Origin of the sequence: Epilithonimonas bovis DSM 19482, assembly GCF_900108115.1 — a bacterium.
GTDB classification, from domain to species: domain Bacteria; phylum Bacteroidota; class Bacteroidia; order Flavobacteriales; family Weeksellaceae; genus Epilithonimonas; species Epilithonimonas bovis.
Genome location: NZ_FTPU01000035.1, coordinates 16,026 through 31,066 on the forward strand (window position 1 = coordinate 16,026; position 15,041 = coordinate 31,066).

11 protein-coding genes and 1 pseudogene are annotated in these 15,041 nt (G+C 43.1%); all 12 read left to right on the forward strand.

The window, feature by feature from the left end:
* The first annotated feature begins 5 nt into the window (after positions 1-5).
* The 12 genes and pseudogenes from B0B05_RS17040 to B0B05_RS12985 all read left to right on the forward strand — a co-directional run bounded on the left by B0B05_RS17040 (position 6) and on the right by B0B05_RS12985 (position 14,708).
* Entirely contained in the window at positions 6-938 is a 933-nt protein-coding gene (locus tag B0B05_RS17040) for a cobaltochelatase subunit CobN (RefSeq protein ID WP_076784048.1), read from the forward strand.
* Positions 935-3,814 (forward strand): cobaltochelatase subunit CobN, encoded by a 2,880-nt coding sequence (locus B0B05_RS12945; protein ID WP_076784049.1) that lies wholly within the window; start codon positions 935-937, stop codon positions 3,812-3,814. The genes B0B05_RS17040 and B0B05_RS12945 overlap by 4 nt, the downstream gene beginning before the upstream one ends.
* Positions 3,815-4,545: 731 nt before the next feature.
* A pseudogene (locus tag B0B05_RS17325) lies at positions 4,546-4,869 on the forward strand (excinuclease ABC subunit A); the annotation flags it as partial.
* Between the two features lie 423 nt (positions 4,870-5,292).
* Positions 5,293-6,576, forward strand: coding sequence for an AAA family ATPase (locus B0B05_RS17330; RefSeq protein WP_245799335.1), 1,284 nt, complete (start codon positions 5,293-5,295; stop codon positions 6,574-6,576).
* A gap of 415 nt (positions 6,577-6,991) precedes the next feature.
* A complete protein-coding gene (locus B0B05_RS12955) occupies positions 6,992-7,738 on the forward strand; it encodes a hypothetical protein (protein WP_076784051.1) in 747 nt (248 codons plus the stop codon).
* 56 nt (positions 7,739-7,794) lie between these two features.
* Entirely contained in the window at positions 7,795-8,310 is a 516-nt protein-coding gene (locus tag B0B05_RS12960) for an RNA polymerase sigma factor (protein WP_076784052.1), read from the forward strand.
* A gap of 73 nt (positions 8,311-8,383) precedes the next feature.
* Positions 8,384-9,646, forward strand: a complete 1,263-nt coding sequence (locus B0B05_RS12965) for a histidine-type phosphatase (protein WP_076784053.1) — start codon at positions 8,384-8,386, stop codon at positions 9,644-9,646.
* Complete coding sequence (locus B0B05_RS12970) at positions 9,621-11,435, forward strand: TonB-dependent receptor domain-containing protein (protein WP_076784054.1); 1,815 nt, start codon at positions 9,621-9,623, stop codon at positions 11,433-11,435. Before B0B05_RS12965 ends, B0B05_RS12970 begins: the two co-directional genes overlap by 26 nt.
* 197 nt (positions 11,436-11,632) lie before the next feature.
* On the forward strand, positions 11,633-12,079 hold the full coding sequence (locus tag B0B05_RS16655) for a TonB-dependent receptor domain-containing protein (protein ID WP_159435880.1): 447 nt from the start codon (positions 11,633-11,635) through the stop codon (positions 12,077-12,079).
* Between the two features lie 70 nt (positions 12,080-12,149).
* Positions 12,150-13,340, forward strand: coding sequence for a Ca2+-dependent phosphoinositide-specific phospholipase C (locus B0B05_RS12980; RefSeq protein ID WP_143746030.1), 1,191 nt, complete (start codon positions 12,150-12,152; stop codon positions 13,338-13,340).
* A gap of 332 nt (positions 13,341-13,672) precedes the next feature.
* The gene (locus B0B05_RS17140) at positions 13,673-13,936 is read left to right on the forward strand and encodes a hypothetical protein (protein ID WP_317044139.1); all 264 of its coding nucleotides are present in this window, start codon (positions 13,673-13,675) and stop codon (positions 13,934-13,936) included.
* Positions 13,914-14,708, forward strand: coding sequence for an alpha/beta hydrolase family protein (locus B0B05_RS12985; protein WP_317044140.1), 795 nt, complete (start codon positions 13,914-13,916; stop codon positions 14,706-14,708). The genes B0B05_RS17140 and B0B05_RS12985 overlap by 23 nt, the downstream gene beginning before the upstream one ends.
* Positions 14,709-15,041: the final 333 nt, after the last annotated feature.

Below are 15,041 nucleotides of genomic sequence, written 5' to 3' on the forward strand. Positions count from 1 at the left end.
AGACTATGAAAAATATATGCTGGCTTATCCTGCTCTGTGCGCTTGCGGCGTGCAGCAAAAACAGTAAAAAGGAACTGGCCCTGGTTTCTACACACATTTCCTCATCACCGGCAGAGTTTCAAAAGGCTGTAGAGGCATTTGGTGACCAATACAAGGTCAGAATTTATGATCCGGAAACCTTCACCGCAAAGCAGGTTGATAATGCCGATCTGGTTATTTTCGAGAGTTTTGGTTCCAGGATCAGTCTGGTACAGCCTTCGGTAGATTCTGTAATGGCCCGTACAAAGGTATACTTTCTGGATACGCCCGGGGTTAAAGGTAATGCTGATGAGAGCAGGTTGAAGGGGATTGCTGCCTATTGGGAGAATGCCAATACAGAGAATTACAAAGGCATGCTTTCTTATATTGGCGCCACTTATTTCAGACTGCCAATCCGTGTAACGCCGCCAGTAGAGTTCCCAAAAAGTGGCTACTACCATCCTGACTCCAAAGTTTTTTTTCAGTCGCCGGAAGCGTATTCGGCATGGTACCGGGGCAAAAACCACAGTCCCGGGGCGGTAAATGTGGGGCTGGTATTTTATCAGAGCAATTATGTGAAAAAGGATCTGAAAGTCATAGATGCGCTCATCAGAAGTATCGAGGCAAAAGGGGCTAATGCCATGACTTATATGGCGAAAGGCAAATTCAAGCTGGATTCTGCTTTTAGCGTCAATGGTCAGCAAAAAGCTGATGTGCTGATCTATGGTGGGATGTTTCTGGATTTTGCCAAATATAAAAAAGGGTTGGAACGTGCCCAGAAACTGGATGTACCCATTCTGGTTGCCGATGTCGATATGAAACAGACGGTACAGGAGTGGCGAAAAAACCAGCAGGGTTTTCTGCCGGAGAAAGCGGGACGCTTCTATTTTAATGAGCGCGATGGTACCTTGAGCCTATGATTGTGGGAGCCAAAGCGCTGGCAGAAAACGGAGACGAATTAATGGTTCCTATTCCAGAGCAGATCGAATGGCGGGTTAAAAGAGCTATCCAATGGGCGAAACTCAGGAAGAAGAGCAATGCTGACAAAAAAATTGTCATCACCTATTATTCGGAAGGGAGTGGCAAGGCCAACGTCGGCAGCGATTCTGATGCTTATCTTAATGCCCAGCGCAGCCTGATTGCGATTTTGAAAATGCTGAAACAGCAGGGCTATAATGTGGGGAATCAGCCGCTGCCTGACGAAAAAAAACTGTCTCAGATGATGTCAGAACATGCTTCCAATATTGGCGTTTGGGCACCACAGGAGACAGACCGCCGTGCAGCTACAGGTAAAGATATGATTAAAATCCCTTTATCACAATACCAACAGTGGTTTTCCGGCTACGTCACAGCGCAGCAGAAAAAAGTGATACAGACCTGGGGTATTCCTCCGGGCAAACTGATGGTCTCCGGGAATCGGCAGGCTATTATAATTCCTGTTATCCGATTTGGAAACATAACCCTGGCACCTCATCCCAACTGGGGAATGCGGGACAACAAAAAGCTGATATATGGCAACGACCCCATACCGCCAAGTCACGAATATATTGCATTTTACGAATGGCTGAAGCATAGTGGCACCGATGCTTATGTCACATTGTTTACACAACTCTCGCTGATGCCTGGCAAGAATGAAGGGCCCTCGGCAAATGATTTTGTAGGACGGCTTATAGGAGATATACCGCATATCACGCTGACACCGCTGATGGCGGGCAGTGCCGTTAAGAATAAACGTCGTGCCAATGCACTCAGCATCGGATATATGAATGAGGTGATGTCTGCCGGGCTTCCGACAGCGTTACAGCCTGTAAACAATCTCCTGGAAGAATGGTCCGCGGCAACCAATCCCAATCTAAAAAAAGCCGTGGCAAAGAAACTGATCGATTTTGCCAAACAGAATCCTGGTAAGTTTGGTAATACAGATAACCCAGAGCAGGCCATTAACAGCATACGGGACTATCTGCACAAAGTGGCGGCCGAAAAAATCCCCAACGGCACGCATACGCTGGGTGAGATCCCGGCTGGAGACAAGCGGCGAAAGATTCTGGAAGCCATGCTGGATGATGATATTCATGAATTCGCAAAGAAACATAACGCAGATCCGGCGCTTGTGCTCAAGGCAGTCACCGGTCATCAGAACACATACCGTTCAGACAGCGGCTTCATCAGGCTGGACTCGCTTTACACAAACTACCGTCAGAAACTGAATGCTGCGGGAAACGAACTGCTGTCGCTGGGACGGGCATTGGATGGCCGTTATATTATGCCGGGGCCTTCCGATGATTTGGTCCGCAATCCCGAATCGCTGCCTTCCTGGAGAAATCCCTACGGCGGTAATGACAAGGCCATACCAAGCCAGACAGCCTGGAACCTGGGGCAACAGATGGGCGATGCATTGCTTCAGCAGTTTAGCGAGAGAAAAGGGAAAGGCCGATTTCCTAAAAAAGTGGCTTTTGTGCTTTGGTCTACAGAGATTACCAATTCTCAGGGCGCGACAGAAGCAGAGATTCTTTACCTTTTGGGGGTCAAACCGGTATGGAATAAAAAGGGTAAGATCATTTCTCTGAAAGTGATACCTCGTTCTGAGCTGGGCAGGCCTCGGATTGATGTTTTGCTAACGGCTTCCGGGACCTACAGGGATCATTTTCGGGATAAGATCAATATGCTGGAAGAGGCTGTTGATCTTGCGGCAAAAGAACAGGACAAGGATAATCACGTCAGGATCAACAGTGCAAGGTATGCCCGTGTATTAGGCATATCAGAAGACGAATCTGGGGCAAGGGTATTTTCTACCGCTCCGGGCGCTTATTCTACTAATGTGGAGTTTGCTTCAGAAGACGAAACTGCAGATACAGCCAGGATGTCATCGCTGTATCTGTCACGCATGAGTAACAGTTACGGCAAAAAGGGCAATAGCAGCACGCCAAAACTGTTTGCGCTTAACATCAGGGATGTGGATGCTGCAGCCTTCAGCAGGAGCAGCAATGTACTGGGTATTATGGATCATCCGATGGTGGCGGCCTATTACGGCGCTGTTTCAGCGGCTGTCAAATCACAGGGTTCCGCAGCACCCGAAATGTTCATCAATGATCTGGCATCCGGAAATGCTGATGTAGAAGGGCTTGAATCATACTATCACCGCGAGATGGACAGCCGTTATCTGAATCCTGAATGGATTAAAGGGATGATGGACCAGGGCTATGACGGCGCCAAGACAATTTCAGGATTTACAGAAAATCTGTTGCTTTGGAACAAAACAAACCCCGAAATGGTAAAGTCAGCGGATTGGGACGAAGTTTATCAAACCTATATTACCGACCGGAACAGGCTGGGGACAAAGGAATTTTTTGATAAAAATAACCCCTATGCGGTTCAGACCCTGAGTGCGCATATGATAGAGGCGGCCCGGGATGGCTACTGGAAAGCATCTGAACAGCAACTTCAGAGCCTGGGCAAAATACTTGTAGAATCGGTGAATAACAACGGGCCTGCATGCAGTGGCAGCATCTGCAATTCACCCAAAAAACTGGATTACATCAAAGGGATCTTGCAGAAAATACCGGCTAACAGCAATGCTTTGAAAGAATTTGACAAGAGAATAGCTTCGGTTAAAACGCAGCCATCATCTGCCGGTAAGCCGTCTGAGATGCAGAATGTAGAGGGTTACCACATCTCAGAAAGGAAAAGTGTGGCAAAAGAATCGACTGGCAGAATAGTTATGTTAATCTGCTGGCTGCTGCCCGGGCTGATTTTGCTCGCCGGTATGTTGTTCAGGCTTTTAAGGCAAAAAAAGTAACAGCCTCATAAGGCTTTATTTTGTTTAAGAGGCTGTCTCAAATGTGAGACGGCCTTTTTTTATTCTTGATAGAGAGTTAAATTTTTTATAGGACGGATATACAACCTTCATCATTATTAATTTTGTTTTGCTTTTTGGGAATTTTCACTTGCCTTAATCTGTTCAAATGCACTTTTTATCAAAAAAGTTTGTATGTCTGACGGACTAATACTAACTTTTGGCTTCAGTTAAAATTGAATATGGGCAATAGCATTCAAAAAGAATTTGGTGGATTCATAGAACTTAAGGGAGGTCGGGAAAACAATCTGAAAAATATCAATGTCAGCATTCCCAGGGATGCACTCGTCGTCTTTACCGGCGTATCCGGATCGGGCAAGTCGTCACTGGCCTTTGGGACGCTCTATGCCGAGGCGCAGCGCCGCTACCTGGAGTCGGTGTCACCCTATGCCCGCCGTCTGTTCAATCAGATGCAGGTACCAGATGTGGATGAGGTTAACGGTCTGCCGCCTGCGATTGCTTTGCAGCAGCAGCGTGGTGCCTTCAGCAGCCGCTCATCCGTAGGCAGCGTCACTACCATTTCTAACCTCCTCAGGATGCTTTATTCGCGTGCCGGGGATTATCCGGAAGGGCTTGGCGTCGTGCATGCTGAGTTTTTTTCACCCAACACACCCGAGGGTGCCTGTCCCAAATGCCATGGTTTAGGACGCATTTATGAGGTGTCAGAAAAGCTGATGGTACCCGATGACAGCCTTACAATCCGCCAGCGTGCCGTTGCTTCATGGCCAACTGCATGGCAGGGGCAGAACCTTCGGGATATTCTCATTTCGCTCGGTTACAATGTGGATATCCCATGGAAAGAGCTCCCAAAAAAACAGCGTGATTTTATCCTCTATACCAATGAGCAGCCTACGGTACCGGTCTATCCGCGATTATCGCCCGAAGAAGTACCAACAGCCATTGCCGAAAACCGTAAGCCGGCTTATATGGGGTCCTTCACAGGTGCTAAGCGTTATATCATGCAGACCTTTGCCGGCACCCAAAGCCAGCTGATGAAAAAAAAGGTCAGCCGCTTTATGGTTAGCGAAGTATGCCCCCTGTGTCACGGGAAGAGGCTCCGCCGGGAGGCTCTTGCCGTATCATACCATGGCATGGACATTACCGAACTTTCTGCCATACCTGTTGAAGAGTTACTTGTTATTTTTAAACAGGATGCGCAGAAGACTGCTTCTCAGGATACTTCAAAAGCGCCCGAGCGTGCTGTCGTCAAGCAGCGTATTGCCGCCGACCTGGCCTCCAGGATGCAATTGATGATAGATCTTGGCCTTGGGTACCTTAGCCTTGAGCGCAGTACACCGTCTTTATCGCCCGGCGAGCTTCAGCGCTTGCGGTTGGCAACGCAGATCCGCTCTAATCTTTTTGGGGTTGTCTACGTACTCGACGAGCCTTCGGCGGGCTTGCATCCCGCTGATACGGCAGCTTTGCTGAAGGCCCTGGATCAGCTGAAAGCCGGAGGTAACTCCATTCTTGTCGTAGAACATGAGACTGATGTTATCCGTCACGCCGACTGGATTGTGGATGTGGGTCCCGGCGCCGGGCAGCATGGTGGTGAAATTCTATACAGCGGTGTTGCAGAAGGGCTCGCAGGTGTCAAAAATTCGGTGACTCGCAGGTATCTCTATGATGTACCACATCTGCTCAACAGCCAGCCCCGCATGGCAGATGGCTGGCTGAAGCTAGAACATGTTTCCCATAATAACCTGCAGGATATCAATGTTGCATTTCCTTTAGGTGTTCTCACGAGTGTTACCGGCGTATCTGGTTCGGGCAAAAGCAGTCTTGTGAGCCAGGCATTGGTAACACTTTTAAATGACAAACTGAAAGCCTCAGCCGATACGGATGATAACGACGATACAGATACGCTCCTGATGGAGGAGCAGCAACCGGTGGCCGGCAATATCACAGAAGGCCGACAATTGATCAAGCGCCTGGTTCCCATAGACCAGAAACCTATCGGCCGTACACCACGATCCAACTTTGCCACCTACAGTGGTATTTTTGACAGCATAAGGAAACGCTTTGCTGCCACTCCCGAAGCCCGTAAGCGCCGCTACGATGCTGGCTGGTTCTCTTTTAACGTGGCTAAAGGGCGGTGCCCGCGCTGCAAAGGCGAAGGCCAGGTGATGGTAGAGCTACTGTTTCTGCCAAGCGTTTACACACCATGCCCGGAATGTCACGGCAGCAGGTATAATCCCAAAGTTCTAGAAGTTGGTTATAAAGAAAAAAACATTGCCGAAGTGCTGGATATGACAGTAGAGGAGGCACTGGTATTTTTTGAGGATGATCCTGCAATAGCGCGGGGCCTCAATGTAGCAGCGGATCTGGGGCTGGCTTACCTCAAGCTCGGTCAGCCAGCCACCGAACTGTCCGGTGGCGAAGCCCAGCGCATAAAATTGGTAACCGAGCTGCAGAAAACCCAGCACAGCGGTACAATGTACGTCCTGGATGAGCCAACGACCGGTCTGCATCCGGCAGATACAGACCGCCTCTTACGCCAACTCAAAAATCTGGCAGAAGCGGGGAGTACTGTGATTGTGGTAGAGCATGATCTGCAGATTATTGCCCAAAGCGACTGGGTGATAGAGATTGGCCCCGGTGCCGGTAGCCATGGCGGCCGCCTGGTAGCGGCCGGTACACCGCAGGAGTTTATGACTAACAAGAGCAGTGTTACCGCACCTTACCTCAAGCGATACCTCAAAGAATAAATTGCTGGAACTTTATGAAACTCATGGTTGAAAGTAGCCTTAGATTAATAATTTCATTTTGTTTTATCAATTTGATAATATCTCTTTTATGCATTCATGCACTATATATAAATTATCCATTAAGGCTAACGGATAATTTTTTTTTTGAAGCTTTTATTCTATTACTTTAATATCTATTTAGTTTGCGGAGACATTTTTTATAGACAGACCTTCAGGTAACACTAGTTTCCTTAAGAATGGTTTTGAAAATTTCGTCTATGATTCGGGTCGCTGTATCATTTTGATTATGAACTATTTCTTTTGCGGCAATCTCTGTGTTAATATTTTATTATATTAATACAGGATCAATTAATAGATTTTTAATTAGTTGCATGGTAAAAAAATAATAATTCACCTGCCAAATTAAAAATATGTTATGGAATTTTCCGGGACTTTTATCGCCGTTATTTTAGAAGCAATAATTTCCTTTTTTCTAATTAAGAACAGTAAAATAAAGGGCAATTATTATCTAATAACCTATATTTTTATCATCATGCTGGATTTTATTTCAGAGTATGTGGTGTTCATATTTTTCAATTCTACTTCATATATCGATAAGTATCCCAGCAGTTTTCGTTTTATAAAAGGGCCACTCCTGTACTTGGCTAGCCGTCAGATGCTCAATATTCCTTTAGGAAAAAGGCAGTGGTTGCATTTCATTCCTTTTTTAATTGCTTTTCTGTTCAGTATAACGGTTTTTTTAACAAAAGGATCTGCTGTTTTTGGTAACGTTTACTTATGGATATTTAGATTCTATCCTGTTTATTGGGGTGCCTATCTGGTTTTTACTATTTTCAGTTTCAGGCAAAGGAAAGATAATAATTATAGTTTTCATACCCTTTATTTTCAGTTTTTATGTTTTGCATTGGTGATGATGCTCTCATTTACCCTCATGACTTATGTGCATGTCTTAGACCGAGAAATTATGAGGATTATTTATACTCTTAGTTTTTGCATCCAGTTTGCGATGCTTATCAAACTCAGTCTTAGCAGGCATCTTGCCGAAGAGCGATTGATGGCTGCATCACCCGCCACTTCTAATAACGGGAATACAAATTCAAAGGGTTTTTATTTTAAATTATTGATTTTTAGAGATTTATTTTTTTTTATTGCTGACTGCTAATTTTTGATATATTTGAAAGCTTCGTCTATATATAGACCTCAAAATATAGTCTCCAAGTGCATTCTCAGTTTAAAATATTATATGCTGAATACAAGCATCAGATTTTCTTCTTCGTGAAAAAGTATATTCACGGACAGGACGATATTGAAGATGTGGTTCAGGATATTTTCGTTCATCTTTGGAAGCACAGGGATCAACTGGATAAGAATAAGGAAGCCATTATTTTTAAAACTGCAAAGCAGGAAGTTGCCAATTTTTACAGACGAAATAAGTTGTCATTCTCAGATTTCAAAGAAGAAACGCACCTTAGCATTGTGAAAGATGAATATGATGAGGATGAATTCCGATCCTATTCTGAGCAGGCACAAAAATTACTAAAATTAATTCCTGAAAAAAGTAAGTCATTTTTTCTTAAACATAAAATTGATGGGCTTAGTTATTCTGAAATTGCAAAGGAGAGTAGTATTTCTAAAAATGCTGTAGCCAAGCACGTTAATAAAGTATTGAATATTCTTAAAACAAACATACACCTGTTTTTTTTCATATTGATTTTCATAAAAAAACTTCTTTAAGGTTGACGATTTTGTTAGTTCTGCGTAATTAATCATAAGACCGTTTTAGCAGACCTAAAAAATTAAGTTTACAATGAAGAAATCAATTTTTATTCTATTCCTTGCAGCAACTTTTTTGTATCAAGGGCAAACCACAAAAGAAGAAATTCTATCCAATATAAATCAGACCGGCGGCGTATATTATGCTTACCCAACTCCGACAAAAAAATTGACAGCCGTTCCCACTGGCTATCAGCCGTTTTATATCAGCCATTATGGAAGACACGGCTCAAGATGGCTTATCAGTGACAAAGATTTTTCCGGTGTCATGGACATTCTAAAAAAGGCCAATGATCACAACGCCCTCACAGAAAATGGAAAATCAGCGCTACAGCGACTGGAGTCGATTTGGAAAATGGCAGAAGGTCACAATGGAGATCTTACTGAATTAGGAGCTCGACAACACAAACAGATCTCTGAGCGGATGTTCAGAAATAACCCGGAAGTTTTCGGAGATAAAGCTATTGTGACAGCAAAATCCACTGTTGTTCCCAGATGTATCATCAGTATGGCTTATTTTACCAATGAACTGACAGCTAATAATCCCAAACTAAACATCAGCATAGAATCTTCCGATAAATATATGGCCTATCTGCATCATCATACTAAGGAATCAATAGATATAGTAAATCAGGTTAACGCGTGGCAGGAAGAAAAGAAAAAACTTAAAAAAGAAGCGTTGCATTCCGATAGATTTACCAAAAATATCTTTAATAATGATAATTACGTTTCCCAAAATGTAAATCCTGAAAAAGTAATGGAGTCATTGTATTGGATTGCCAGCGATATGCAGAATTTGGAAACAGATATATCTTTCTACGACCTTTTTACAAAAGATGAATTATTCAATATCTACCAATCGGCAAATTATAATACCTACATTAAGGATGGTCCCTCTCCGTTAACAAAAGGATTGGTGATAAACAACGCAATCCCTCTAGTGAAAAATATTCTAGAAGAGGCTGATGATTATATCCGTAACAACAAAAGCGGAGCGTCGCTCAGGTTCGGACACGACGACAATATTGCGCCATTATTAGCTTTTATGAAAGTAGACGGATTGGACAAGGCGGAAGTTAATCCAAAAGAGGTCTATAAAGTCTGGAATGCATTTCAGGCCGCTCCAATGGCTGCCAACCTTCAGATGATTTTTTATAAAAACAAAAAAAATGACGTTTTGGTCAAGGTTCTCCTGAATGAAAACGAGGTCAATATCCCGATTAATACCAAAAGTTATCCGTATTACCAATGGATTGATGTAAGAAAATATCTTGACGATCTTACCCACACAAATTAATTTTCTTTTTTGGGTTACAATTGCCGATGTTCTTGCCGCAGATGCTATTGGCAAGCTACCGGACAGAAATGCTGCTGAAGCTATCCAACGACTGCCGGCAGTTAGTATAGAACGGGATATGGGCGAAGGCCGCTTTGCTGCCGTACGAGGCACCCCAATCCAATGGAGCTCCAGCACCCTTAACGGCAATAGGATGCCCAGCGCGAGTGGTGATTATGCTAACAGAGGTTTGCAGATGGATATTTTTCCTTCAGAATTAATCCAGTATGTAAAACTTTCAAAGTCACTTACTCCGGATATGGATGGTAATGCCATAGGCGGGACAATTGATTTTATCACCAAGACAGCTGTAAATAAGGAAACTCTTTCTGTAAATGCTGCAGGAGGCTACGTTAACCAATCTCAATCACCTAGTTATAATGCCTCTGTTGTGTATGGTAACAAAATTACGGACAAGTTTAAATTTATAAGCTCTGCGGTAATCTGGAACCGGGATACCGGCATTGATAATTTTCAGATGGTATATGATTTTAACAATCAGAACTACACCAAATCATTTGGTATCAATCAGCTTCAGCTCAGAGATTATATTGCAGAGAGAAGAACCTTAGGCTTCAACGGCGCTTTAGAATACGAGTTTAATTCCAAAAATAAAATCTATTTCAAAGGCTTGTACAGCCAATATCTGGATCAGCAAAAAGTTAGGGAAACTTATTTCAATATCAATACAAAAAATGTTCAGTTACAGGCCAGGCATGCCGATTATCTTACTGACTTATATTCACTCAATTTTGGTGGAGAGCATCAGCTGACTGGTAAGTTAAAAATGGATTGGGCGCTTATTAAATCCAGGTCAGGCTTCGAGTTCAATTCACCGAAGAATCTGCCGGACAGTGAGCGGGGTTACCCGATTGTAACCTTTCGTCAGAATATGACCTATGGCAATCTATCTGCAGATGGCATAAAATATCTCGCCATGGATGCTCCCGATCATACTGGCGACAGCCCGGATGTTGTATTGCCACATAATCTCAATGATATGGATGCTTCCAAAACATATCTTTATCAGACTATTATCAGCAGAAATAAGAATACTGAAAGAGATTATCGTGCGCAGTTCAATTTTGATTTCAAACTCAATGATCATGTTAATTTTAAAGCCGGTGGCAAATTTATAGACAAAGCCAAAGAATTCAATTCAGCTATCTATGTCTGGATGCCATCAGCATTGCTGGGGATTCCGGGTTCTAAGCCATTGGTCTATCTAAACCAGCTGCAGACCGAAGGTTTCCCTTACAACGGCGGATTTCTAAATCCTCTTCATAACCCTTACAACAATGTATTGATCAACCAGATTACCAATGGCCAGATCGATCAGATGTTTACGGCAGATTACATCAGCACCAATGGTTTATACAATGTTCAGGGGGCTAATACACCAAGCAATATTGCAGCATCTTACTCAGGTACAGAAAATGTATATGCTTCTTATATTATGGGGACTTTTCGTCTGGGAGAACACTTCAATATTATTGGCGGATTCCGGAATGAATATAATGTTACCAATTTTAAGGGCAACAGTATTGTGCAAAATGGCAATACAATCTCTACGGAACCGGTAGAAAAAGAAAACCGGTATAATGCCTTTTTGCCGATGGTGAATTTAAAATACAGCCTGAATCATAATACCATCATCAGGGCAGCGTTTAACAGATCTTTTGCTCGGCCGGATTTTGGAGATCTGAATCCCGGATTACAAATTAATGATGCTCTACAAACCATTACCTAGGGTAATGCAGAATTAAAGCCGACCTATGCCACAAATTTTGACCTAATGTTTGAGAAGTATTTCTCAAACCTGGGAATTATCTCTCTGGGGAGTTTCTATAAAAGTTTATCTAATATCATTATCAGGATCAGACTTTTGAACAGCGCAACGGGGTCAACTACCTAAAGAACTCTCCCAAAAATCTTCAGGATGGCTGGATCTTCGGTTTAGAAGCCAATATCAGCAAACGTTTTACAGCACTGCCTGGCTTTCTGCAGTATTTTGGTATAGAGGGCAATTACACATATGTAGATTCCGGTACCAAAATCCCGGTATATACCAATGGGGTAGAGGCCAGCACAATCGACTCATCACTTCCCAAGCAGGCCAAACACATCTTCAACATCAGTCTTTTTTATGAGACCAACCAGCTGATGATCCGCGTGGCTGGCAATTATAAAGGCAATTACCTGAATGCCATCCGCTCTCTGGCCGGTCCGGACCACTACCAGTGGTTTGATAAAAACTTTACGCTGGATGCCACGGCTTCCTATGCTTTTTCAAAAAAAGTACGTGCTTTTATAGAGATGAATAACATCTTTAATGAGCCCAATCGTTTTTACCACGGCACACAGGCCAGAACAGAAAGTATCTCTTACACATGATTCAGGGGTCAAGTCGGTGTTTCACTTAATTTATTTTAATATTATGCAATTTTCAAAAAACCATATTATAATGGCTGTGCTAATGCCATTCAGCTTTTTTACACAAACCAAAAAAGAATTCAGCAATTATCCTAAGGGGTTAAAAATCAATCAGATTCAGGTACTTGGAACGCATAACTCCTATGCAAAACCTGTAGATCCAAAAGTTCTCAAAATGGCTTCGGATATTTTTAATCAATACAAAGGCAGTTTTCTGGATAAGATGCCGGCAGATGAAAAAGCGAAGTTTCAGGAATACCATCCTAACGGTATGGATTTTACAGAAGCCCTTAACTATAACCATCCCGATTTTGATGAGCAGCTAAATGCCGGACTTAGAAATCTGGAGATCGACGTCTATTATGATCCTACGGGAAATCGTTTTACAAAACCGGCATCTTATGAGCTTCTTAAAAAACAGGGCATTACCGACCTCTATCCATTCTCTACAGATGGAATGGATCAACCAGGTTTCAAGGTATTACATATTGCAGATATAGATTTCAGAACTCATTATACCACCCTCAAAAAAGCCCTTACTGCGCTCAAAACCTGGTCGGATGCCCATCCTAAGCATATTCCGGTTTATATCCAGATCGAAGCCAAAGATATGGCCATCCCGATATTTCCCAACTCCAGCCAGGTATTGCCATTTGACAGCAAGGCTTATGAAGATCTTGATCAAGAGATTCTCAGTATTTTGGGACGACAAAAAATCATTACACCAGATGACGTTAAAGGAAATTATAAAAGTCTTAATCAAGCCGTTTTGCATCAAAACTGGCCGACTGTTAATGCATCTTTGGGTAAGTTTATATTCGTTTTGTTGCCCGGCTCCGCAGGTATGAAATCTGGAGAATCAGCTTATCTTGAGGGACATCCACAACTGGAAGGAAGAATGATGTTTCTACAGTCAGAACCAGGGAAAGATTATGCCGCCTTTCTGTTGTATGATAATGCCATTGTACGACAAAATGAGATACGGAAAGCTGTAAAAGAAGGTTATCTGGTCCGGTCGCGCTCTGATATTGAGACTTATGAAGCCAAAGTCAATAATCCTGCAAGAAAAGAGGCCGCCTTCAGGAGTGGTGCGCAGATTATCTCTACCGACTTTTTCAGACCGGGCAATACCTACGGAACGCCTTATTTTGTGGAACTCCCTGGAGGTGAAACGGCTCGGTGTAATCCCATTAACGCACCAGCAGACTGTAAAGTGAAATAACACCTTCTGCAAATTGTTGCAACCAATTAGCCCCGATCTATTCGATCCGGGTTATTCTGAGTCAAAAATTAATCAATACAAGGATCTCTTAAAGCTTTAGAAAGCCCCTGAGATTCACATGATTCTCAGGTTATGAACAAAATACACGCTGGTTCATTTTTTTTGTTATTTTTATAACAGAGATAAAAATTTTGTGAGTATGGATCCAAATTTCAGAATCTGCGTAATCCGGATCATCTGAGAGAATTAAAAATAATCAGATATTCTTTAACAAAGGATATTTGGTGATATGAAAATAGCTTACGACACCTAAGAACAATAAATATCTGAATATGAATACAGGAAACACATTTTACACCGGAGAGAATCACGGCAACTATGAGCTGATTTCGCTGGGCGCATTTCAACTCAGCGAAGGCACGACCATCCCTAATCTGGAGCTCGCCGTAAAAACACGGGGCACACTCAACCAGGATAAAAGCAATGCTATTCTGATCCCGACATGGTACAGCGGCACGACCAGGATATGGCATTGGGGAAGGACGGGCACTGGATCCGTCCAGGTATTTTATCGTGCTGGTGAACCAGATTGGTAATGGCCTTTCCACTTCAGCCAACAACGCCCCGGAACCCATCAGTGGAGGGCATTTCCCAAAAGTAAGGATCGAGGATGATGTCAAAGCACAATACCAATTGCTGACAGCGCACTTTGGCATTACCCAGCTGGAACTGGTCGTAGGCGGATCAATGGGTGCCCAGCAGACCTATGAGTGGATCGTGCGCTACCCGGATTTTATGAGAAAGGCAGCACCTATTGCCGGGTATGCTAAAAACAGTGAACACGACTTTATTTTTACCCAGACCCTGATGGATACTATTTCGTCTGATCCTCATTTCAAGGATGGTTTTTATGATCAGGCAGAGATGGTGCCGGCGCTCAAACGCCAGGGGAATCTTTGGAACGTAATGGGCTATTCTCCAGAGATGTTCCGTCAAAAAGCCTATCAGGCACTTGGCTTTGATACCGCGGAAGCTTTTGCCAAAGGTTTTACCGAAGAGTATTTCGCGGTCATGGATCCCAATGTACTGCAAACCTGTGCCTGGAAATGGCAGCGTGGCGATGTCAGCAGAAATACCGGTGGTGATTTAGCCGCGGCACTGGGGCGTGTAAAAGCCAAAGTCTTTGTGATGCCGATTGATCACGATATGTTTTTTATAGAAGAAGACTGCCGCTTAGAACAGGAGCTGATTCCCAATAGTGAATTTCGCCCGCTGAAAACGATCTGGGGGCACCTGGGGCTGTTTGGTATGGATAAGGGCTACCTGGATCAGGTCGACCGCCATCTGAAAGAGTTACTGAGTCTGTAGATCAGCAAACAGATACAAAGCAGCCGTAGTGCTGCTTTTTTTGTGTATTAATTAGCGCGGTATAAAAAAGATGTTGAAAACGGAAGAAAGAAAAAAGCATTATACCCTAATGAAAACCAAACGATAATGATATGTGATAATTGAGCCGGTTAGATTTATAAATTTTTTTTTTACGTAGAATGATTGCAAATTAACTAATAAACATAGCCATGAAATTTAAGGATAGCTTTATTCTTTTTATGTATATCCGTTTTTAATCATACTGCTGTAATATTAGCAATAATGAGCCTTTCGAATAGTTTGTCTCCGAAATATCTTCGATTTAGTTTGTAA